22 protein-coding genes are annotated in these 22261 nt (G+C 67.6%); 5 read left to right on the top strand and 17 right to left on the bottom strand.

The window, feature by feature from the left end:
• Positions 1-23 precede the first annotated feature (23 nt).
• The 3 genes from NDI76_RS02395 (at position 24) to NDI76_RS02385 (ending at position 2202) form a co-directional block, all read left to right on the top strand.
• Positions 24-410 carry a DUF7344 domain-containing protein gene (locus NDI76_RS02395; protein ID WP_310922410.1) on the top strand — a complete coding sequence of 129 codons (387 nt, stop codon included), beginning with the start codon at positions 24-26 and terminating at the stop codon, positions 408-410.
• 49 nt (positions 411-459) lie between these two features.
• A complete protein-coding gene (locus NDI76_RS02390) occupies positions 460-1248 on the top strand; it encodes a TrmB family transcriptional regulator (protein ID WP_310922409.1) in 789 nt (262 codons plus the stop codon).
• Positions 1249-1371: 123 nt separating this feature from the next.
• Entirely contained in the window at positions 1372-2202 is an 831-nt protein-coding gene (locus NDI76_RS02385) for a hypothetical protein (protein ID WP_310922408.1), read from the top strand.
• Here the strand turns inward: NDI76_RS02385 and NDI76_RS02380 are convergent.
• The 15 genes from NDI76_RS02380 to ahaH form a co-directional block, all read right to left on the bottom strand.
• A complete protein-coding gene (locus tag NDI76_RS02380; protein WP_310922407.1) occupies positions 2199-2585 on the bottom strand; it encodes a DUF6276 family protein in 387 nt (128 codons plus the stop codon). The genes NDI76_RS02385 and NDI76_RS02380 overlap by 4 nt on opposite strands.
• Before the next feature lie 171 nt (positions 2586-2756).
• The gene (locus NDI76_RS02375; protein WP_008386931.1) at positions 2757-3455 is read right to left on the bottom strand and encodes a V-type ATP synthase subunit D; all 699 of its coding nucleotides are present in this window, start codon (positions 3453-3455) and stop codon (positions 2757-2759) included.
• A gap of 81 nt (positions 3456-3536) precedes the next feature.
• Positions 3537-4586 carry a Brp/Blh family beta-carotene 15,15'-dioxygenase gene (locus NDI76_RS02370; protein ID WP_310922405.1) on the bottom strand — a complete coding sequence of 350 codons (1050 nt, stop codon included), beginning with the start codon at positions 4584-4586 and terminating at the stop codon, positions 3537-3539.
• Positions 4562-5416, bottom strand: a complete 855-nt coding sequence (locus tag NDI76_RS02365) for a lycopene cyclase domain-containing protein (protein ID WP_310922404.1) — start codon at positions 5414-5416, stop codon at positions 4562-4564. The genes NDI76_RS02370 and NDI76_RS02365 overlap by 25 nt, the downstream gene beginning before the upstream one ends.
• Before the next feature lie 105 nt (positions 5417-5521).
• Positions 5522-6256, bottom strand: coding sequence for a bacteriorhodopsin (locus NDI76_RS02360; RefSeq protein WP_310922403.1), 735 nt, complete (start codon positions 6254-6256; stop codon positions 5522-5524).
• 47 nt (positions 6257-6303) lie between these two features.
• Positions 6304-8289, bottom strand: a complete 1986-nt coding sequence (locus NDI76_RS02355; protein ID WP_310922402.1) for a bacterio-opsin activator domain-containing protein — start codon at positions 8287-8289, stop codon at positions 6304-6306.
• 101 nt (positions 8290-8390) lie between these two features.
• Positions 8391-9818: an ATP synthase subunit B gene (locus NDI76_RS02350; protein ID WP_310922400.1), complete on the bottom strand. Its 1428-nt coding sequence runs from the start codon at positions 9816-9818 to the stop codon at positions 8391-8393.
• 1 nt (position 9819) lies between these two features.
• Positions 9820-11577: a V-type ATP synthase subunit A gene (locus NDI76_RS02345; RefSeq protein ID WP_310922399.1), complete on the bottom strand. Its 1758-nt coding sequence runs from the start codon at positions 11575-11577 to the stop codon at positions 9820-9822.
• A 1-nt stretch (position 11578) separates the two neighbouring features.
• Positions 11579-11908 (bottom strand): V-type ATP synthase subunit F, encoded by a 330-nt coding sequence (locus tag NDI76_RS02340; protein WP_310922398.1) that lies wholly within the window; start codon positions 11906-11908, stop codon positions 11579-11581.
• Positions 11905-12951, bottom strand: coding sequence for a V-type ATP synthase subunit C (locus NDI76_RS02335; protein ID WP_310922397.1), 1047 nt, complete (start codon positions 12949-12951; stop codon positions 11905-11907). Before NDI76_RS02335 ends, NDI76_RS02340 begins: the two co-directional genes overlap by 4 nt.
• Positions 12948-13535 carry a V-type ATP synthase subunit E gene (locus NDI76_RS02330; RefSeq protein ID WP_310922396.1) on the bottom strand — a complete coding sequence of 196 codons (588 nt, stop codon included), beginning with the start codon at positions 13533-13535 and terminating at the stop codon, positions 12948-12950. Before NDI76_RS02330 ends, NDI76_RS02335 begins: the two co-directional genes overlap by 4 nt.
• Before the next feature lie 27 nt (positions 13536-13562).
• Positions 13563-13802, bottom strand: a complete 240-nt coding sequence (locus NDI76_RS02325) for a hypothetical protein (RefSeq protein ID WP_310922395.1) — start codon at positions 13800-13802, stop codon at positions 13563-13565.
• Between the two features lie 243 nt (positions 13803-14045).
• Positions 14046-14693: a helix-turn-helix domain-containing protein gene (locus NDI76_RS02320; protein WP_310922394.1), complete on the bottom strand. Its 648-nt coding sequence runs from the start codon at positions 14691-14693 to the stop codon at positions 14046-14048.
• 570 nt (positions 14694-15263) lie between these two features.
• Positions 15264-17561, bottom strand: coding sequence for a V-type ATP synthase subunit I (locus NDI76_RS02315; RefSeq protein ID WP_310922393.1), 2298 nt, complete (start codon positions 17559-17561; stop codon positions 15264-15266).
• Positions 17548-17880, bottom strand: a complete 333-nt coding sequence (gene ahaH / locus NDI76_RS02310; RefSeq protein WP_310922392.1) for an ATP synthase archaeal subunit H — start codon at positions 17878-17880, stop codon at positions 17548-17550. The genes NDI76_RS02315 and ahaH overlap by 14 nt, the downstream gene beginning before the upstream one ends.
• A gap of 134 nt (positions 17881-18014) precedes the next feature.
• On the opposite strand from ahaH, the gene NDI76_RS02305 reads away from it, so the two are divergent.
• Positions 18015-18680, top strand: a complete 666-nt coding sequence (locus NDI76_RS02305; protein ID WP_310922391.1) for a methyltransferase domain-containing protein — start codon at positions 18015-18017, stop codon at positions 18678-18680.
• Positions 18681-18761: 81 nt separating this feature from the next.
• Here the strand turns inward: NDI76_RS02305 and NDI76_RS02300 are convergent, their stop codons facing one another.
• Together NDI76_RS02300 and NDI76_RS02295 are read right to left on the bottom strand one after the other, a co-directional pair.
• On the bottom strand, positions 18762-19277 hold the full coding sequence (locus NDI76_RS02300; RefSeq protein WP_310922390.1) for an archaellin/type IV pilin N-terminal domain-containing protein: 516 nt from the start codon (positions 19275-19277) through the stop codon (positions 18762-18764).
• 77 nt (positions 19278-19354) lie between these two features.
• On the bottom strand, positions 19355-20770 hold the full coding sequence (locus NDI76_RS02295; protein ID WP_310922389.1) for a DUF7096 domain-containing protein: 1416 nt from the start codon (positions 20768-20770) through the stop codon (positions 19355-19357).
• Positions 20771-20894: 124 nt separating this feature from the next.
• Between NDI76_RS02295 and NDI76_RS02290 the strand changes: the two genes are divergently transcribed.
• Positions 20895-22190 (top strand): helix-turn-helix transcriptional regulator, encoded by a 1296-nt coding sequence (locus tag NDI76_RS02290; RefSeq protein WP_310922388.1) that lies wholly within the window; start codon positions 20895-20897, stop codon positions 22188-22190.
• The last annotated feature ends 71 nt before the right edge of the window (positions 22191-22261 follow it).

Genomic DNA, 22261 nt, shown 5'->3' with positions numbered 1-22261 from the left:
AGACGCCTGCCGTAGTTATCGCAATGACCGATAGTCGACCGGAACAGACGAGTGCGCCGCCCTCCGAGTCCGGTTCGGCGCTCGACTCGCCCCCGCAGGACGCATGTTACGACGTGCTCGCGGACCGACGCCGTCGGTACGCCGTCGAGTCGCTCGGCGAGTGCCAGACGCCGATGGCGGTCGCGGACCTGGCGGACGAAGTCGCGGCGCGGGAACACGCCGCTCCGCTCGCGGACGTCTCCGACGAAGAGCGAGAGCGCGTTTTGATATCGCTGCACCATCTTCACCTTCCGAAACTGGCGGACTGGGAGGTCGTCGAGTACGCCCGGGAACGGGGAAATGTCTCGCTCACGCCGGAGGGCGAGCGCGTCCGGGCGTTCCTCGACGACGTGACGGACGTCCTGCTGTGACCCCGTGACCCACCGATAAACTAAGACGTGTCTGGGGAGTAGCGTGCCCGTGCCCAACGAAAGTGCTGCCGCCGACGCGTTGATCCAACTGGGATTGACCGAGTACGAGGCGAAGTGCTTCGTCGCGCTCACCCGGATCAGTCGGGGGACCGCCAAAGAGATCAGTCGACTGTCCGAGGTTCCCCGCTCTCGGGTGTACGATACGGTCGAACGGCTTCACCAGCGGGGGCTGGTGGACGTACAGCAATCGGAACCGCGGCGGTACCGGGCCGTCTCGACGGACGACGCGCTGGAGCGGTTGCGCCGGGACTACGACGACAGCATCGAAGCGGCGGCGGACGCCTTCGAGACCGTCGAATCGGCGGAGACGCAGGAGGACAAGGGGATGTGGGCGATTTCGGACAGCGACCACGTGAGCGACCGGATGGAGACACTCCTCGACGAGGCGACGGAACACGTGCACTTCCTCCTCGCGGACAAGACGACGCTACAGGACGGCGTGGCCGACCGACTGGCGGCGGCCTGCGACCGGGGCGTGACCGTCGTCGTGGAAGTGCCGTCCGAACGCGCGGCGGAGGACATCCGAGAAACGGTTCCCGGCGCTCGCGTCGAGATATCGGAGGGGCTGCGGGAGACGCACCGAGTCGTCGAGAAGTGGCCGGGGCAGTTGATGATGGTAGACCACAAGGCGGTTCTGGCGAGCGGCGTCGAAAAGAGCGATTTACCGGGTATCACGAAGGAGACGGCGGTGTGGTCCAACGGACACAACCACGGGTTCGCGGCGTGGATACGCGAACTACTCTACGACAGAATCGACGAAACCGCGCTCCCCGAGTGAGAGCGAGAGCGGTTCGGACGGCCGAACGCGATCACCCGCCGGCGGCGGCACGGCCGCTTCCCGAACCGCGCGGACGGTCGCAGACCGGACCACACTTGACCGACGCCGCCGTCACCCGCGAGCATGGACGAGGACCGCCAAGCCACGTTCGGGTCCGACGGGAGTCTCGACACCGAGACGCCGCCGGAGGCGCGCGAGGGGACGACCGACTGGGGCGAACCGAAGGGCGACGGCGAGACGGACGGCGGATACAACCGCTACGACGTCTCCAGCCTGCTACAGAAGGCCGTCCGCCGCTCCGACGAGGAGGTCGCCGCGTGGGCGGCGTGGGAACTCGCGCGGTCGGGGTACGCGTGGAACCTCTGGGACCGCCTGCACCTCTACGTGGTCGAGGACCTCCGGGCGGGACAGGACGTCGCGCTCCTCGTCGAGCGGTACGAGACGCTGGCGACCGAGCGCTGGGACCCCCAGTCGTGGAAAGGGCGCCTGTGCGCGATTCACGCCGCCCTCGCGTGTGCGCGTGCGCAGTCGTCCCGTGAAGCGTCCAACGCCGACGAGTTCTTCCGGAACGCCGCCGCGGCCCGCGCCGAGGTCCGCGGGACCGACGAGGACCCCGCCGTCGACTTCCCGGTCGCGGACCTCGACCCGGACGGTCCGTACGACGTGATATTCGACAAACACACCGCCGAAGGGTCTCGACGGGACCGCGGCGAGGGCTTCTTCAAGCGTTTCGGCGCGCGCGTCGGTCCGGAGGGCGAGGACGCACAGAGCGCGCGCTGGCAACGGCTCAACATGGCGCTCTCGGACGTCGAGTACGACGAGGCCGAACTCGACCACGCCGTCGAACCCGTCGACCCGGAGCACCGCTGGGAGGACCCGGTGACGTTCGAGGACGAGGGGGGCGACGGAGGCGCGGACAGAAGTGAGAGCGGAGCGGATGGCGGCGGGAGTTAGAGGAACCCCTCGACCTGCGACCGCCGGCGTTCGACGTCGAAGTGCGGGTCCAGCGACCCGTCCTCGGCGAGTCGGTCGAGCGTCAGGAGGACGTCCGCCCCCTCCCGTTCGGCCCGTTCGACGAGCGACTGGACGGCCGGACGGTTGAGCGCCAGCGAGTCGAGCAGTCCGAGTGCGAGTGCGAGAGCAACGCCGCCGTCACCTCTCGGGAAGTACTCGCCCGCCGCGTCGAACTCGTCGGCGTCGGGCGGGTCCGCGACCGGTTCGGTTCGCAGGCAGACGGGACAGAGGCCGACGCCGGGCGCGCCGTCGACGTACTCGCGGAGGTCGGTCGGAACGCGGGCGCGGGCGAGCGGTTCGTCGCAGACTGAACAGGATTCCATAGCGGAAGAGATGCGTGCGGGTCGTGAAAGTTCGCCGGTCGCCGTCGCTGGGAGGTGAGAGAACCGAAGACGGAAGTCGCGTCGGACGCCGGCCGAAGACGTACCGACGGCCGCGCGAGGCGGAACCGAATCGCGCGTCGCGGATGGGCCAGTCGAACCGTGCGTTCGCCGTCAGTCGTCCGCGGGGACGCTCTCGGCGACGGACGTCTCGTTCTGTTCGGCTTCCTCGCGTTCGGCCTTCTCCTCTTCTTCCTTCTTCGCCTTGATCTTCTTCAGGCGGAATATCTCCTCGCGCTCCTGCTCTTCGAGTTTCTGCTCGATGTACTCCTTGTTCTCGTAGAGGTCGGGCAGGAGTTTGAACTCCAGGGCGTTGACGCGGCGCTTCGTCGTCTCTATCTCCTTGAGCATCTTCTTCATCGCCGTCTCCACCTCGGCGGCGAGGATGATGGATTCGAGGAGGTCCTCGTAGGCGTCGGCCGCCTCGTCGATGCGGGCCGAGGAACCGAGCAGGCCGTACCCGCGCTGGTCGAGCGACTTCTTCACACGCGAAGATTCTATCTGCGGGACGACGACGCCCATGATGTTCTTCGACTGCGTCGTGATCTCGGGGTGCTCTTTCAGCGCCGCGGCGGCGCCGCGGACGGCCACGTCGCCCTCCATCGCGCGGGCCATGTTGATCTTCGATTGGGCCGTCTCGTAGTTGCCGTTGAGTTCCGAACGGACGTCCTGCGCCTGGTCCAGGATGTCCATGAACTCCATGATGAGACCGTCTCGCTTCTGTTCGAGCGTGTCGTGGCCCCGCTCGGAGAGTTCGATGCGGTCCTCGATCGCCATCAGGTTCTTGCGAGTCGGTTTGACGTCTTCGGCCATCTTGCGGGAACGTTGTGGACGGAGGGGGTTAATCCTTTTCAGTCCTCGCGAGCGACGCGTCGCGTCCGCCGCGAATCGGCCTCACCAGAGCCCCTGCACCCGGTCCAGACAGGAGACGACGACGACGTGCGGGAGGGTGAGCACGGCGAGAAGGACGAGGGAGACGGACGCGACGGCGTCGACGCTCCCGACGCCCGCCGGCACGGCCGCCGCGAGGCCGGCCAGAAGTATCACCGCCCCGAGAGTCAGCGGGAGGGCGTCGCGACCGAGGCCGACGACCACGGAGAGCGGGCGTCCGCGGCGGAGGGCGGGCGAGAGCGACGGGTCGAGGGCCGCGAGTCGCGCCAGATGTCGCAGCGAGTGCCACAGCGCGAAGTAGAGTCCGATGGCGACGAGCGGCGGAACCGCGAGGAAGAACGCCCACAGCAGGAGCGACTCGCCGGCGTCGAGTCGCCACGCGTCGCGCGACGCGGAGTCGTCGGCGCGCGCGCGGCCGAGCAACAGCGAGGCGACGGTCAGAAGCGCTACCGCTCCCCCGGCGACGAGGCGAACCGACGGGGCGAGAAGCCACGCGAACGACGCCCCCGAGACGAACAGTCCCGCCGTCGTCGCCGCGACGGCCCGGTACGTTTCGGGGAAGCCGACGAGGGGGACCACCATCGGAATCCCGCCGCGGACGGCGGCCGCGAGGAGACGCTGCCCGCGCGTTCGCAGGTGCGTCTCCCGGGAGAGGGCGACGAGCGAGTAGACGTCGCCCTGCCCCCAGTGGACCCACGTGAGCGCGAGAAAGGCGACGAAGGCGGCCGCGGGAGCGAGGAACCACCCCGCGGCGTAGAGGCCGCCGAGGACGAGATACAGCGCGCCGACCGCGGCGAGCGAGCGGGAGGTCGGGCGCGCGCCGCGGGCGCGCGGGAGCGTCAGGTGGTCGAGCGCCCCGTGCGGCAGTCCGAGCACGACGACCGAGAGCAGCAGCGGCGCGTACCGCGCCGGGCCGTCGAGGGCGAAGCCGAGCAGCGACGCGACGATTGCGGCGGCGAGGGCGGCCCACGGGAGGGGAAACACGGTACGGGCGAGACGCCGGCGGACCGGGCCGGCGATGGACGTCGTCACCGCCACCGCGCCACCACCCACAGGAACAGGAGCAGCCCCTGCACGACGAACAGGTTCGTCACGAGGAAGAACGTCGCCTCTTCGAGGGGAAGGCCGGCGACGGCGAGACCGACGGTGTGCGCCGGCGAGATGTGCCAAACGCCGAGTCCGAGCGCCGCCGCGTCGGCGACCCAGAAGTACAGCGTCGGGACTCCGACGGCCGCCGCGAGCGTCCGCCGGACCCGCCACAGATACGGCCACCCGAACCCCCACTGGAGGGCGAACACGGGGGCCGCCCACGCGAGGATGGCGCCGAGGTAGTACGTCCCGTCGCCGGCGAGGAGGCAGGCGACGCCGACGACGCCGACGGCGAGACCGGCGGCGACGCCGAGGAGTCGGTCGCGGACCGTCACGCCGACCGTCGTCGCCGACCTCCGGGTCGTCGCCGGCGTCCCGCCCCGCGCCGACTCGTCCGCAGTCGTCGCTCCCCCGTCCGTCACGGTTTCTCCGTTCGTCGCCGCTCTCCCGTCCGTCGCCACGGAACCAGCGGGTGCCGGGAGGGCGTACAGCCAGAGGGCGACGACGACGGGTTGGAGGACGAAGAACAGGTACTCCTCGACGGGCGCGCGCCACAGCGTCGCCGCGACGGTCCCCTCGCCGTACCACCAGACGCCGCGGGCGATGAGGTAGTTGTCCCACGGCGTCGTGTAGACGAGGGCGATGGCGGCGAGGACGGCCGCGCCGACCGCTCGGACCCGCCAGTCGCGGGCGGCGATTCGGTCGCGGCGGCGGTAGACGACGAGTCCGAGGACCGCGAGCGGTGGGAGAACGAACACGGCGTGGAAGCCGAGGTACGTGAGTCTCGCCGTCACGGGTGCCTCCGGCGGTGGGCGCGGTGAAGTGTTGTCATCGGGTGGTCGGAGTTACAGTCGCTTGCGGTCGTCTCTCAGTCCCGAAAGCCCGCCCGTGCGGACGACTCAGTCGTCCGCAGGGGTCGCGGCGGGATTCCGCTGTCCGACTTGGTCGAGCACGCTGTGGCTTCGCAGGAGGATGAAGCCGAACCCGACCTTCGCCACGAGGTCCAGCACCATGAACGCGGCCGTCTCGTAGTACAGGGGGAGGAGGCCGATGGTCCCCTCGGTCCCCAGTATCCAGACGACCGGGTAGGCCAACCACAGCACGATGAGCATGTTGCGCAACCTGGTGGTCAGACTGCGGACCGACTCGGTCTGCCGGTCGGCCGCCTCGTTCAGCGCCTGAACGAGGAAGTACAGGAGGAACAGCAGCAGAACGGTGCTGACCCCCCACCACGCGATGCGGACGGGTGCCGACGCGGCGAACGCCGCGATGGCTCCGGTCGCGATCATGAGCACGTCGAGGCCCACGAGCGTGTACATCGTGTTACGGTTCGCCCCCGCCAACAGCGCGAGGTCGAGCAACAGCAACGGCGTCGTGAATATCCAGTCGGCGTACCGCGCCCAGTAGATATCCAACATCACGCCGCCCACCTCGACCTGCGTCAGGCCGAACCCCGTGGCCATCATCAGGTACGAGACGGACGCGATGGTGGTCACGAAGATGCTCAGGACGTAGAACAACTGTTGTTTCGGGTCGGTGACGCCCCACCCGCGGGCGACGAAGTACATCGTCCCCGCGAACATCCCCGCCGTGCCTATCCACAGCCATATCGCTTCGCTGCCTGGTGTTGCCATACTACATCCGTTACTGGGGCGTCTGCGGACAAGTCGGGTGTACCCAACTAGTTGGGCATTTCCCGGTAAAATGCGGCGACGAGTTTCCGCTCGGCCGCTCGGAGGTGCTGGTGGAACGTCGACCGGGAGATGTCCATTGCCGCCGCAAGTTCGTCGCCCGAGACGCCGTGCGGCCACTCGAAGAACCCGCCGAGGTGAGCCAGTTGGAGGGCCGTCCGCTGTCGGTCCGTCAGTTCGTTCTCGACGGTCGAGACGAACTCCCGCGGCGTCGACGCCGGCCCCGCGCGTTCCCGAATCGCGTCCAGTCTGACGCCGGTGGCGACGGCCGACAGTTCGTCGAGGAGCGTCCGCCCCGCCGACCGGTCGGTGACGGTCACGAGGAGTTCGACCGTTCCGTCCTCGGTGACCGAGAGGTCGGTCAGGCGGGCGCCGCGTTCGGCGGCCAGCGACAGCAGCGACCCCGAGCCGAGGTGAATCTCGTCGAGGGTGTCGCCGCCGCCGCGTTTGAGGCGAACAACCCGCTGAACGCCGGGAACGTCGACGGCGACGAGTTCGGCGTCGGCCGGCGTCGACGAGACGAAGAGCAGCACCGTCCCGTCGTCGCGGGCGACGGAGCCCCGGTACCGCAGCGAACACTCGTTCGCCAGTGCGAGACGAGCCAGCGGGGTGTTCGCGTCCGAGATTCGAATCCGGAGTTCGAGGCGACTGTCGGTGACGAGCGTCCGGCGACTCTCGAACGCGTCGATGGCGGCGGCGACGGCGCTTCCGAGTGCTTCCAACGCCACCCGTTCGGGTTCGCCGGGAGCGTCGCCCTCGCGGTACACCGTGAGCACGCCGTACAGCGTCTCGGAATGCACCAAGGGTACGGCGACGACGCTCCCGAACGGAAGGACGACGCCGGGGTGAAACCGGCCGTCGGGGTCCGACATCGTCTGGACGGACCGGGTCGCAACCGCGCGGGCGACGGGGTCGTCGACCGCCCGCCGGTCGATCCGGAGTCCGACGACCGCGGTGGTGGCCTCTCCCGCCCACTCTTTCGGCACTATGGCGTCCGGCGAGAGGTCGCAGTCCCCGACCCACGCGCAGGCGTACGAGGGCGAGTCCGCGACCCGTTCGCACACCTCGCGTTCGAGTTCCGCGCGCGTTTCCGCGCGCACGAGAACCTCCGTCACGTCGACGAGGAGGTTTTCGACCTGGTCGACGAGTCCCCGGAGACGCGTGCGTTCCCTGTCGGCGACCGAAGCGTAGTGTTCGGCCGCCCGTTCGGCCCGGACCCGGTCGGTAACGTCGGTCTGAAACCCCACGTAGTGGCTCAGGTCACCCTCGGGGCCGTGAATGGGCGCGATGTCGACGCGGTTCCAGAACGTCTCGCCGTCGCGCCGGTAGTTCAGCAGTTCGACCGACGCGCTCCCCTCGGCGCGGACCGCGCGGCGGAGTTCGGCGACCGGTTCGGGGTCCGTTCCGGGACCCTGCAGGTACCGACAGTTGCGTCCCAGCGCCTCCGACTCGTCGTACCCGGTCAGCGACTCGAACGCGTCGTTGACGTAGACGAGAGGGTCGTCGGGGAGCGAAGCGTCCGCGATGGTGATACCGACGGGCGCCTCGTCCATCGCCCGTTCCTTGAGGTCCTCGGTCACTCGTCGCTCCGCCGTGGCGTAGTCGCTTCGCCACGCGAGGACGCTCGCGGTCCGACGGCCGAGGCGGTCGAACAGGTTCGTGTCGGTGACGGGGACGACGTCTGCGGCGCCCGCCGCGAGGACGGACTCGGCCGAGTGGTCGCCCTCGGGGCTGAGAAGTGCGACGACCGGAACGTCGCCGGCGGCGGCGGTGACGGCCTCGGGGTCGGTGTCGGGCAGGTCGTCGGCGACGACCACGCAGTCGAACGAGTCGAAGTCGACCGCCTCGACGTCCCCGTGCCGTCGGACGATGCCGCAGTCGCCGTCGAAGGTCGACCGGAGGCATCGCTCGACTCGGTCGAACAGGTCGTCGTCGTGTACGGCGACGAGAAGTCGCGGGCGACGTTCGTCCGGCATACCCTCTGCAGGGCCGCAGAACGGTTATCGGTTGTGCGCGGAGACGGCGCTCGTGGTCGGACGGCGGAAACAACGGAAAAAACCGCACGACGGAGTTCGTCTCAGTCGGCGGTGACTTCTTCTTCGGTCTCTTCGTCCGCCCCGTCTTCTCGGTAGTGCTCCTCGATGAACTCCTCGTCGATGCGGTTGAGTTCCTGTTTCGGGAACTCCGAGAGGAGGTCCCAGCCGATTTCGACGGTCTCATCGATGGAGCGGTTGGTGTCGTAACCCTGGTCGACGAACTCGTCCTCGAAGCGGTCGGCGAAGTCGAGGTACTTGTTGTCGCGTTCCGAGAGCGCCTCGCGGCCGACGATGTTCACGAGGTCGCGCAGGTCCTCACCCTCCGCGTACGCCGCGTACATCTGGTCGGAGACGTCGGCGTGGTCGGCGCGGGTCAGGCCCTCGCCGATACCGTCGTCCATGAGTCGGGAGAGCGACGGCAGCACGTTGACCGGGGGCTGGACGCCCTGACTGTTGAGGTCGCGGTCCATCATGATCTGTCCCTCGGTGATGTAGCCGGTCAGGTCCGGGATGGGGTGGGTGTCGTCGTCCCCCGGCATCGTGAGGATGGGAATCTGCGTGACCGACCCCTCGCGGCCCTTGATACGACCGGCGCGTTCGTACAGTTGCGCCAGGTCGGTGTACATGTATCCGGGGTAGCCACGGCGGCCCGGGACCTCCTCGCGGGCGGCGCCGATTTCGCGCAGCGCCTCGCAGTAGTTGGTCATGTCCGTGAGGATGACCAGCACGTGGTAGCCCTTCTCGAACGCGAGGTACTCGGCGGTCGTCAGCGCCATCCGCGGCGTGACCGTCCGCTCGACGGCGGGGTCGTCCGCGAGGTTCATGAAGACGACCGAGCGTTCCAGCGCGCCGGTGCGCTCGAAGTCGTCCATGAACTCGTTGGCCTCCTCGGCCGTGATGCCCATCGCGCCGAAGATGACGGCGAACTCCGAGGCGTCCTCGCCCTCTTCGGCCGCCTCTTCGGGGACGGTCGCCTGACGGGCGATCTGGAGCGCGAGGTCGTTGTGCGGCAGCCCCGACCCCGAGAAGATGGGGAGCTTCTGCCCGCGGACGAGGGTGTTCATCCCGTCGACGGCGGAGACGCCGGTCTGGATGAACTCCTCGGGGTACTCGCGGGAGTAGGGGTTGATGGCCGCGCCGACGATGTCGTGTCGCTCGTCGGGAACGATCTCCGGACCGCCGTCGATGGGTTGTCCGGAACCGTCGAGGACCCGTCCGAGGAGGTCCTCGGTGACGGGCATCTTCAGCGTCTCGCCCAGGAACCGGACAGACGCGTTCTTGTCGATGCCGGTGGTGCCTTCGAACACTTGGATGGCGACGACGCCCTCGGAGGATTCGAGCACCTGACCGCGCTTGGTCTCGCCCTCCGGCGTCTCGATCTCGACGATTTCGTCGTATCCGATCGGCTCGTCGACCTCGGCGAACACCAGCGGACCGCTGATCTCGGATATCGTTTGATACTCTTTCATCTTAGTACAGCTCCCGCAGTTGCGTTTCGATGTCGTCTCGCAGGTCGGCCATGTACTCCTTCCAGTCCTCTTGGACTGCCATCCGGTTCAGCCGCGGCGCGGCGTCGATGTCGATGATTTCCTCGACGGGGACGCCGGCTTCGAGCGCCCGGAACGCCTCGTCGTTGAAGTAATGGATGGTGGTGAGCATGGTGAACGTCTTCTCCGGCGAACAGTACATGTCGTTCGGGTTGAACGCGTTCTGCTGGAGGTACGCCTCCTTGAGGTATCTCGCCACTTCGAGGGTGAGCTGCTGGTCCTCCGGCAGCGCGTCCTTACCGACGAGTTGAACGATTTCCTGCAGTTCGCCCTCCTCGTCGAGCACGTCGACCGCCCACTGGCGCTCCTCGGGCCAGTCGGGGTCGACGTTCTCCTGGAACCACGGGTCGAGCTGCTCCTTGTAGAGCGAGTACGACTCGTTCCAGTTGATGGCCGGGAAGTGACGCCGCTCGGCGAGGTCCGCGTCCAGCGCCCAGAACGTCTTGACGATGCGCAGGGTGTTCTGCGTCACCGGCTCGGAGAAGTCGCCGCCGGGCGGCGACACCGCGCCGATGGCGGAGATGGAACCCTCGGAGCCGTTGATGTTCTCGAACGCGCCGGCGCGCTCGTAGAACTCCGAGAGGCGCGCGGAGAGGTAGGCGGGGTAGCCCTCCTCGCCGGGCATCTCCTCCAGCCGCGAGGAGATTTCGCGCATGGCCTCGGCCCACCGGGAGGTGGAGTCGGCCATGAGCGCCACGTCGTACCCCATGTCGCGGTAGAACTCCGCGATGGTGATACCCGTGTACACGCAGGACTCGCGGGCGGCGACCGGCATGTTGGACGTGTTCGCGATGAGCGACGTCCGGGCCATGAGCGGGTTGCCCGTCGAGGGGTCTTCGAGTTCGGGGAAGTCGTCGATGACCTCCGTCATCTCGTTGCCGCGCTCGCCGCAGCCGACGTAGACGATGATGTCCGCGTCGGCGAACTTCGCGAGGCTGTGCTGCGTGACGGTCTTGCCCGACCCGAACGGACCGGGAATCGCGGCCGTCCCGCCCTTCGCGATGGGGAACAGGCCGTCGAGGATGCGCTGTCCGGACACCAGCGGCTTCCGGGGCGTCTTCTTCGTCTCGGAGGGTCGGGCCTCGCGGACCGGCCACTCCTGTCGCATCGTAATCTCCTCACCGTTGTCGAGCGTCGCAATCGGCTCGGTGACGGTGTAGGAGCCGGATTTGATATCGGTGATTTCGCCGCCCTCGTAGTCCGGCGGGACCATGACCTTCAGGTCGATGGTGACTGTCTCGGTGACGACCCCCAGCACGTCGCCGGGTTCGACCGTGTCGCCCTCGGCGGCCTCGGGCACGAACTCCCACTCCTTGTCGAGTTCGATGCCGGGCGCGTCGACGCCGCGGTCGAGGTACGGGCTGCCCATCTTGTCTTCGAGGACGTCCAGCGGGCGCTGGACGCCGTCGTAGATGGTGTCGAGCAGGCCCGGACCGAGGTCGACGGTCAGCGGGTCGCCCGTGCTCTCGACGGGTTCGCCGGGACTGACGCCCGAGGTCTCCTCGTACACCTGAATCGTCGTGATGTCGCCCTCTATCTCGATGACCTCGCCCATCAGGCCTTCGTCGCCCACGTAGACGACGTCGTTCATCCGGGCGTCGAGGTCGCGGGCGCTCACCACGGGACCACTCACGCTTGCGATAATGCCGTCCTCACGGACGGTCTGTTGTGTCTGACTCATGTTAGTCTTCGTCCTCCTCCATCAGGTCGATACCGATGGCTCGTTTGATCTGGTCTCGGAGGCCGCCTGCGCCCGCGCCGCCGCCGAGGGTGACCAGCGTCGGTTCGATGCTGGTCTCGACGGACTGGCGGACCTGCCGGGAGAGGTCGTCGAGGTCGTCGTTGTGCATCACGATGATGCCTACGTCCTCGTCCTCCAACGTCCGGCTGACGGCTTCGTCGAGCTGTTCGTCCTTCTGTTCGTCGGGCACGTTCTCGAACTTCCGAACCCCCGCGAGTCGGAACCCGGTCGTGAAGTCCGGACTGCCGATGACGGCTATCTCCTGACTCATAGGATGACCAGCTCCTCCTCTATCTCGTCTTCCGACAGCCCGGCCTCGCGGCCGCGGGCGATGGCCCGAATGTTGTCCACCTCTTGCTCCTTCGAGAGGATGTACGAGATGACCGGACTCACCGACAGCGGGTAGACGTTACCGAGGCTGTCAGCGTACTCGAGCAACGCAGTCTCTAGTGCACGCTCGAAGCCAATGAGGCTGTTCACCGATTCGAGTTCGTCGAGCGCGGTGGAGAGTTCGTCGCCGTACTGTGAGTCGCGTATCTTCGAGACGAGTTCGTCGGTGTTCTGCGACAGCGTCACGAGTTCCGAGGCGGAGAACAGCGACCCGCCCTCGATGTAGTAGTCGGCGGGGTCGATGTCCGCACCGCTCCGCGCGAGGCGGAGCGCGTTCCGGGCGTTCCGGAAGTCGATCTCCGCTTCGAGATACTCGCGGTACTGCTCGGTCGCCTCGTCGACCACGAGCCCTTCGAGCAGGTTCTCGTAGTAGGCGCGGTCGACGGCGTTTTCGAGGGGAACGAGCACGTCCGTCTCCTCGTAGTCCTCGTAGGCCTGCACGAGACCCACGTCGAACATCGTCCCGTGGAGACGCTCGACGACCTCTTCGATGGTGGTCGCGTCGAGCAACCGGTCGAGAAAGCGGTCGTCGAACTCGCCGGCGCGGATGAGGTCGACGTCGACCGAGTCGCGACCGGCGTCCGAGTAGATGCCGCGGATGATTGTCTTCACGTTCCACGCGTCGAACTTGCGAAGATAGCGGGCGATGAGGTCGTACAGCCGTCCTTCGGCCCACTTGAGGATATCGTTGAACTGCTTCGCGAGGTTCCGGTTGAGCGCGAACTCGATGAGGTCGACGCCCGAGTACCGCGACCCGAGCGCGTTTATCTCCGCCTCGTACGCCGACTCCTCCATGAATCGGGCTATCTCGGCCGGCCCCATCCGGATCAGCTTGCGGTAGTCCTCGTCGCTGAACAGTTGGCTCTGGCGCGACCGGACGCGCGTGTTCACGTACTCGGGGTTGGAACCGCCGGAGGCGTTCATTGGTCGAACAGTCGCGCGCTCACTTCCTTGAGGTTGTCCTCCCAGACGCTCTCAAGAACGGAGTCGAACGTGTTGTTCACCCGGACGCGTGACTGCGTGCTCTCGACGACCACGCCGCCGAGACAGTCGTAACTGTCCCCGTAGCTGTACCCGTCGTACGTCTCGTCTTCGAGGATGTCTTCGAGAAGCGCCTTGTCGGCGGCGCGACCGTGGACGACGACGTCGTTGCCGGCGTCGAACTCCTCGGCCGCATCGTCGAGCAGCGAGCGGGTGAGCGCTTCGCGACGGTCACCGGAGAGCGAGGCCAGTTCCGACTCGGCCTCCTCGCGGACGTCTTCGAGGACGTCCCGGCGCGCTTCGAGGCGCTTCTGCTTGGCCTCGAGTTTCGCGCTGGAGAGCGCCTGCTCGCGTTCCTGTTTGACCTGACGTTCGACGTCGTTCCTGCGCGATTCGCGGAGGTCCTGCGCGTCGGACTCGGCCTCCGCGACGATCTCGGAAGCGCGTTGTTCTCCGTCCTCGCGAATCTCCTCCGCACGCGCGCGGGCTTCGTCTCGTATGTCTTCGACGACGTTGTCCAAACTCATATGATGGAAAGGGAGAGGGGGGGTGCTTTAGCCGATGAACACGACGACTAGCGCGAGGATGACGAGCGTCTCCGGCAGGACGGTCAGGATGAGACCGTTGACGAAGAGGCTGTCGTCCTCGGCGATAGCGCCCATCGCCGCCGCCCCGATACCGCGTTCCGCGTATCCCGCACCGAAGGCGGCGAGACCGACCGCGAGAGCCGCCGCCGCACCTTGACTGATAGCCGGACCACTGGACTGAGCTTGAAGTAGCATGTTATCGAGCATTTGTGTTGTGTCCTCTTAGTACCGGATTGTGTCTCCGAACACGCCTATGTCACCGGGGGCATCTCATAAAGCTTCCCAAACCGACTTCGTAAAACGGTGAGAAGGGGCCTCAATACGCCCGGATAATCGCAGAAATGCCGACCCGACGCGGTTGGAGCCCAACAGATAAAAAGAAACCGAGTTGCGGCGAAGTTTGAAGCAACTCACGACCGAGTTCGCGCCGTCGAGTCGGCGTGTGCGCCGTCACGCGTCGCCGAACGCGATGGTGTTGCGGACGAGCGCGTGCGTCCCCCGTTTGAGTCGTCCGCCGAGCGCCTGCTGGCTGATTTCGAGTCGTTCGCTGATGTCCCCCAACCGCACGTCCGTTCCGGGTTCGAAGTACCCGGCTCGGTAGGCCAGCAAGAGCGCGTCCCGCTGTTTCTCGGTGAGACCGTACAGCGCACGCTCGCGGGTCCGACCGTTCGAGAGCCGGCGGACCTCGATGGGCAGACCCTTCTCGTGACAGGCGGCCTGAAACCGCGTGAACACCTCGCGGTCCGCCGCGACGGTCTTGAACCACCAGTCGCCGTCGCGGGTGCTGGCGTGCAATACCGCGATGTCGTGCGCCTGCAGGGCGTCGAGCAGACCGTCGACGCCCGACTCCCACTGCACCCGGTACAGCGTCTGTCCGGTCACGCCGTCGAGTCCGACGAGGTCGGCGACGCGGGGGGAATCGGTGACCGCCGCCTCGAACGCCTCGGCGTCGTCCGTCTCGGCCCAGAAGAAGGGGACCAGCGACTCGCCGACGGGAACGAACTGGGTGAGTTCGATGTAGCCGACGTGGTCAACGTCCAGCACCTGCCCGAGGACGAACGCCTCTCGAGGGACGGTGAAGTCCAAAAACGCGCTCATCGTCCGTCCTCCCGTGTCGCGCCGTCGTCGCGCGGACCGGGCGCCGTCGGACCCATTCGGCGCCGTCGTGACTCGGTACCTGCTCGTCGCGTCCGCAGTAACGTGGTCTCGTGCATGGTAGCAGCCTCGTGGGATGCGTGCGTCGGGTATGCGCCCGTCCCGCCGGACGACGCCGGCGGGCGTGACTGGGTCCCGTGGTCACGGTGAGACCGCACACTACGGAATTAGTTGTCCCAACTGGGACATATTCGCGCCGGCCGCAAAAAGATGCCGGCGGATGCGAACGGGGGACACAGACGGCGACGCCGAGGAACCGGGCGTCCGAGAAGCTATCTGCGGTCCGGCACACGACGGGAGTCGGATAGCGTCCGTCGGAGGGCGGACCGAGAGTGAGTGATTCTCCGTGGAATGCGCCGGATGGCCCGCCCCGACGGACGCAACCTACTGGTCCGACGAACCCCCTCAACGCGCGGGTTGTGTACGAGGGGAGTTTATACTGGCGCGAGGGGGGAGCGGGACGGCCGAAACGGATGGAACGGAATCGAAAAGAGCGTACCGAGACGAGGGGGTTCAGTCCTCGGTGGTGAACTGGCGGTCGTAGCCGAACGGTTCGTAGTCGCGGCCGCCGCCCTCGAAGAACTTGTTGAAGAACTCGACGTACTCGAGACGCACGGCCTGCAGACCGGCGCTGGTCACGCCGAGTGCGAGGACCGCGATGTGGCCGACGACGAGGACGAGCAGGCCGACGAGAATCGTCGCCGCCCCGCCGTGGACGAGGCCGCCGAACATGATTTCGGTCACCTGGTAGCCGTGATAGCTCAGCGTCTCGCCCGGACCGAGCGCCGCAACGGCGGCGGCGTCGGGCATTCCGCTGAGGCCGAAGTGCCAGCCGCCGTGGTCGTCGACGTACACGCCGAAGAACAGGAGATTGACCGTGAAGGCCATCCCCGCCTTCGCCAGGAGCACCCCAGCGAGACGCGTGTACGACAGCACGTTCACCAGCACGTTCAGGAACTCGACCGCCTCGACGGGTTCGCCGACGAACAGTAGCACGAACCCGATGACGAACACCAGCAGCGGCAGGGTGAACGGACCCAGGCCGGGGATGGTGAACAGCTCCATCGCCGGGAAGCTGGAGAACCCGAGCGGAATGACGCCGTCGGCGGAGAACGTCTCATAGAGGAACTCGGGGGCGGTACCGCGCAGGGCGTCGCTGAAGATCCAGATCCAGAGGCCGTTGAGCATCAGGAGCCACGACCCGCTCTCGTAGACCGCGTGCTTGGCGTCGTGGAGTTCGAGGTTCTCGAAGAAGTCGAATATCCACGCGATGTTGAGGTGGATGACGCCGACGAGCACGCTCACGACCAGCCAGCCGAGCGCCCACTCGGAGGTGGCCGGCGACAGTCCCTTCTCTATCGGGGCGTGCGAGAGGCCGACGACGCCCTCCCAGAGGTACGTCGCGATGAGGTGTAGTCCGAACACTTCGCCGTAGAGGATGCCGAACAGCGTCGTGAACAGGCCGGCCGCGATGGTGATGCCGCCCATGCTCTTGAACGCCGGACGGTCGTCGAAGTTGGCGTAGAGGAAGTAGCCGATTGCGGTGTAGATGAGCCCGTAGCCGAGGTCACCGATCATGAACCCGAAGAACGCCGGGAACGTCAAGAAGAGGATGACCGTCGGGTCGAACTCGTAGTAGCTGGGTCGGCTGACCGCCTGCACGAGGACCTCGAACGGTTTGACCGGCCCCGAGTTCCGCTGAATCGTCGGCGGTTCGTCGTCGTCCATGACGACGGCCCCGCCGTCGGCGCGCGCCTCGTTGTCGGACGACTCCGACGCGGAGTCGCTCGCGTGACCGCCGTCGGCGGCGGCCGGCTTCCCGGTCCCGCCGCTGCCGGCGGCCGGGTCCTCGCGCACGTGGTCGCTCCCGTCCTTCGAGAACTGCGCACGCTGGAGTTCCTCGACTTCGACGCGTTCGCCGATGTCGTCCTTCAGCGCGGCCTTGAACTCTGTGAATCGGTCGGTCGGAATCCAGCCCTCGGCGATGAAGGCGTTCTCCGTCGTCGCGAACGACAGCGGCGCCTCGGTCTTCTGGACGTCGATGGAGAGTTTCTCTTCGGCCGCGAGGAGAAAGCCCGCCGCGTCGAGCTTCATGTTCGACAGTTCGTCCTCGACGGATTCAAGCTCCGAGGAGATCTGCTGGTGCTCGTGTTCGAGTTCGCGGATGTACTCCTGCGGACTTCCCTTCGCGTCCGGGACTTCGAGCGTGGCGAAGTCGGCGCTGACGAGGGCGTCGGTGAGCGCGGAGTCGTCGGCGCCGGACGCCGGTCGCGCGAACACCGCGAGCGCGTCGTCGCCCTCGTATATCTCGTACTCGACCAGGTGGTCGGAGTCGACGACGGCGCGCTCTATCGCGTCGCGGTTGCCCCGCCCGACGGCGACCTGTATCGAGTCGTACCCCGACAGGAGATTGAGGTCGATACCGATGTCCTCGAACGGTTCCATCGCGTCGATGCGCTCTTCGATCTCGCGGCGGTCCTGACGGAGCGCCTGTCGCTCGTCGTCGAGTTCGTTGACCTTCGTGCGGATCTCTTCGAGTTCGGCCTCCAACGCGTCGTCGGTGACGATGCGGGTCGGCCCCGCGTCCTCCTCGTCGACGTCGAGGATGCTCTCGAGGGAACGGACCGTGACGAGTTTGTCCGACGCCGTCTCGGCGCCCGCGACGGGGTCGCCCGGGTCGAACCCGTCCCACGAGTTGTCGTACTCGGTCACGTGAAGCAGGTTGAGGTCGTGGACCGTCTCGATGACGGGGTCCATCACGCGCTTGGACCCGGTCACGGAGACTTTGCTCATCTGCTCAGGTCTGAGCATTCACCGCCTCCTCGAACCGGTCGATGGTGTACTCGACCGCCTCCTCCACGTTCGACTCCGCCTCTTCGATGAGTCGTCTGCGCTCCGATTCGCCCTCTTCGAGGACGGCTTCCCGCTCCTCCTCGATCTCCTCGCGAGCCTCTTCGAGACGCTCGGACTCGTACTCACGTGCCTCCTCTTCGGCTTGTTGACGGATCTCTTCGGCCTCCTGACGCGCGTCGGCGATCCGCTCTTCGCGGTCCGCCTCAGCCTCGGCGACGATATCGTCAGCCTCGGATTCGGCCGTTTTGATCCGTTCGAGAACCTCTGGTCTCGGCATACTCGTATCGTCAGAAAGTTGCACCACGGCCGTATAAGGTGTTTGCGGAAATCTCTCGGGGCGACAGGGGCGTCCCGACCGTCTCTCGGGGCGAATCCGCACGGTTATCACCGCCCGGTCCGAACGTCCGGACGATGGGAGTCCTCGAGAACAAGTCACGGGCGCGCCTGTTCTACAAGTACCTCTCGAAGGTGTACGACCGGATTAACCCCTTCATCTGGAACGAGGAAATGCGCGACGAGGCGCTCGAACTCCTCGACATCCAACCGGGCGACCGGGTACTCGACGTGGGGTCCGGCACCGGGTTCGCCACCGAGGGACTCCTGCGGTACACCGACGACGTCCACGCTCTCGACCAGAGCATCCACCAGATGCAGAAGGCGTTCGCGAAGTTCGGGCGGAACGACCGGGTACGCTTCTACCGCGGCGACGCCGAGCGCCTCCCGTTCAAGGAGAACGCCTTCGACGTGCTGTGGTCCTCCGGGTCCATCGAGTACTGGCCCAATCCGGTCGACGCCCTCGAAGAGTTCCGCCGGGTCGTCAAGCCGGGCCACCGCGTCCTCGTCGTCGGTCCGGACTACCCGGAGACGGGGCCGTTCCAGCACCTCGCCGACGCAATCATGCTGTTCTACGACGAGCACGAGGCCCAGCGGATGTTCGAGGAGGCCGGCTTCGTGGACGTCGAACACCACATCCAGCAGGCCGCCCCCGGGACGCCGCGGGCCATCACCACCGTCGCGCGCGTGCCGGAGACCGACGCCGAGGCCGACGCCGACGCCGAGACCGAACTGGAAGCCTGAACGTCGGACGAACCCCGACGGGACGCCGAAGCGAGCGCTCGCCGACCCGTCCGCTCCCGCGTTTTTCCCCGTCTCGCCGAGTTATCCCGGAGCCGCGCTCACAGACGCCGTCAGCGTCGCCAGCGGGCGCGACGAGGACCCCCGGAAGAGCCGAACCGTGACGGTCCGACCCGGTTTGAGTTCGGGGTCGTTCGTCTCCGCCACCGCGAGCGTCGCCGTCTCGCCCGCCGTCCACGCGCCGTCGGCGGCGACGTTGAACGGGCCGGTCGGACCCGAGCGGAACCCCCGGGCCGCGAAGAACGGGAGCGGCGGCTGGAACGCCAGCGGGTCGCCGTCGACGGCGACGCGGAGTCGGAGCGACGACGCGTCGAGCGTCGGGCCGCGCTCGTACGTCACGACCAGTTCGTCGCCGACGGCCGACAGCGAGAACGCCGTCGGCGCGAGGTTCGGGTCGGGGTCGGGGCCGGCGGCCGCGGCGCGGGCGGACGCGTCGGTGACGAGGGCGTCGCTCGCCGCCCCGACGACGACGGCCATCGAGAGGACGAGAACGACGAGCAGCAACGTCGCCACGACGGGCGAGAGCGCGCGGTCGGTCACGAGGACGCTGGCCGCGCACTCCGATAAGAAGGTTCGGACGGTGGGAGGCGTTCCGAACGGTCGGACGCCGTCGGGCGTCAGGCGTCGGACGGGGACCGGGGGGCCTGCGACGCGGTGGCGTTCTCGGCGCCGCTCGTCGTCTGGTTCACGAGCGGCGGGGCCTCGGGCCGGACGGTCAGGACGACGACCGAGTTCCCCCTGATGGCGGTCACCTGGTAGGTCCGTCCGGGCGCCATCGTCCACAGCGTTCCGTCGTCGCCCGTCTCGCCGACGACGGCGCTCTGTCCGTTCTGCGGGCCGACGGTGATGCGGGCGTTCGCGGGTCGGTCGGAGTCGGTCCGGTTCAGTTGGATGCGGACGGGACCGCCGGCGTACGTCTGGTGGGCGGTGAGTTCGAGGCCGTCCTTCACCGCGCCGTCGGTGGGCGTCGTCCGGAGGGTGTCGAGCGGGCGGTACTGGAACTCCTTGAACACCTGCTTCGAGCCGCTGTCGACGAACGCGTACAACTGTCCGCGTTCGTGCTGGATGCGGACGAGGACGCTGTTGTCGCCCTGTCGGGTGCCGGAGACGCTGGTTCCGCTCTCGCGCAGTCCCAGCGCGCTGATGTAGGGGTACGCCTGCGTGGTGTTGTTGAGGGCCTCGTCGAGCGTGATGATTCCGGTGCCGCGCGCTCGCAGGTCCTCGCGGTACGCCTCGCGGACGTACGTCTCGTTTCTGATGGTGGTGGCGACAACGCTGTCGGGGCCGGTCTGGAGGAAGAAGCGCGCGCGCTCGGCGTCCCCCTGCAGGACGCTGACGGCGTGCTGTCGCACCGGTCCGGTGAACGTGTCGAGTTCGCGTTCGAGCGTCGCGGACCGAGACTCGACCGAGAAGTCGGATATCGACTCGGCTGAGGCGTCGATTCGCTGTCTGCGCTCGTCGAGCGCTCGCGCCTCCAGGTCGATGACGGCGAGGCGGACGAGGAAGCGCCGCGGCGTCAGGTCCCCTGCCCCGTAGGCGCTGATGGCCGCCTGCTGGCGCGAGCGCAGCGAGATGATGCGCTGTTCGATGGTCGTCAGTTCCTGGAGAATCACCTGTTGTCGGCGGTCCTCCGTGTCGGCCGACCGAATCCGCTCGACGGCCGCGAGCGTCTCGATGGTCAGCTTCGTCTCGTTGTCCTCGAAGGCGAGCGCCGGACCCAAGTCGACCGTTCGCCCCTCCAGGGAGCTTCGGTTCACCCGGTCGGGCGGAACCCCGAGCACGTGGAGGGTCGCATTGCTCGCCGTCTCGTTCGAGGCCAGTTGCGTCGTCGGGACGCCGACCTGCGCCGACGCGCCCGCGGCGGGAGCGCCGACGGTTGCGGGAGCGGAGTCGGAGTCGGCGGCGGCAGGGGCGGCGGGAGTAGCGGAGGCGACGCCGGTCCCGTCCGCGACCGGGGTCGCCCCCGGCGCCGCCGCTCCGACGACGGTCGAAAGCACGAGGACCGCGACGAACACGGCGGGGAGGGCTCTCATGTTCGACACCTACTGCGGACGACTACTAAAACGTCTTGCTCGTTCGGAACCGCCGAACGGGCCGTTTTCTCGACTCTCCCGGCATGGAAAGGATTTTGAGCGCTCCACGTCCAACCACCAGCTAATGCGGATATCCGCGTTGGCCGTTGCCCTCCTCCTCGTGCTCTCCGGCGTCGTCCCCGCGACCGCTGCGGCGGCCGACGCCGAGAGCGGCGCTCCCCGGGTCGAAGCGCCGGGAACCGCCGTCAGCCCCCAAATCGACGGACCGTTCGACGGCGACCCGCGAACCGTGATACGCATCGGCCTCGGCGACGACGGCGACGCGGAGTGGCGCGTCGAGATGCACTACCGGTTCGACTCGCCGAACGAGTCCGACGCCTTCAGACGCCTGGGCGAGGAGTACGTCGACGGAAACACCGACGTCGGCGTCCGCGCCGACCTGTTCGAGCGAATCGCCGCGCGGACGAGCGAAGCGACCGGCCGCGACATGGAGATTCAGAACGCGACGTACGACTACAGCGTCGACGGTGAGGCCGGGACGGGGACGCTCACCGTCGAGTTCGTCTGGACGAACTTCCTGCGGCAGATGGAGGACGGCAACCTCGCGCTGGGCGACGCCTTCCGACTGCCGAGCGACGGGGAGCCCGAGTCGTGGCTGTCGCTTCTGAGCGAGGACCAGCGGCTGTACGTCGAGACGCCGCCGGGGTACGCGACGGACACCACGAGCATCGAGGTGCTCCAGCGGAACAACGCCATCATCCTCGACGGGCCATCGGCGTTCGAGGGCGAGGATGCGCTCGTGGTGACGTACCGGCCGACGAATATCACCGACCCGGGCGGCATCCCGTGGACGCTCGTCGTCAGCGGGGGCGTCGTCATCGCCCTCCTTGTTCTCCTGGCCGTGGTCCTCTTCCGCTGGCGGTCGGGGACCGGGGGCGAGAGCGGAACGGGAACGGCGACGGGGACCGAGTCCGGGGCGGGAGAACGTCCGAGCGGGGGCGGCGGGCGACCCGACGACGCGGTGTCCGGCGCGACGGGGGAAACGACGAACGGCGGCGTCAGCGCCGGACCCGCCGCGGCGGGCGAGGGCGCGGGGGCCGCCCCGACGTCCGAGGAGGGCGCCGCCGAAGCGGAGGAACCCGCGGTCGACCTCTCCTTGCTCTCGGACGAGGAGCGGATCGAGCACCTGCTCGAACGGAACGGGGGACGGATGAAGCAGGCGACCATCGTCGCGGAGACGGACTGGTCGGACGCGAAAGTCTCGCAACTGCTGTCGGCGATGGCCGAGGAGGGGCGCGTCGACAAACTCCGCCTCGGCCGGGAGAACCTCATCTCCCTGCCGGAGGAGGACGGGGGCGGAAGCGGCGACAGCGCGGACGACGGGAACGGAGACAGAGACGGGAGCGCGGACGCGAGGTAGCCTCCGGACGGACAGCCGTCGGTTCGGGTGAGGGTTCCGAAAGGATTTACCGGTCTCTGAAGGAAGGAACG

The sequence above is a fragment of the Halogeometricum sp. S1BR25-6 genome (genome assembly GCF_031624495.1).
GTDB classification, from domain to species: Archaea; Halobacteriota; Halobacteria; order Halobacteriales; family Haloferacaceae; genus Halogeometricum; species Halogeometricum salsisoli.
The sequence above is the reverse complement of the archived record's forward strand: the minus strand, read 5'-3'. Positions and strand labels throughout refer to the sequence as shown.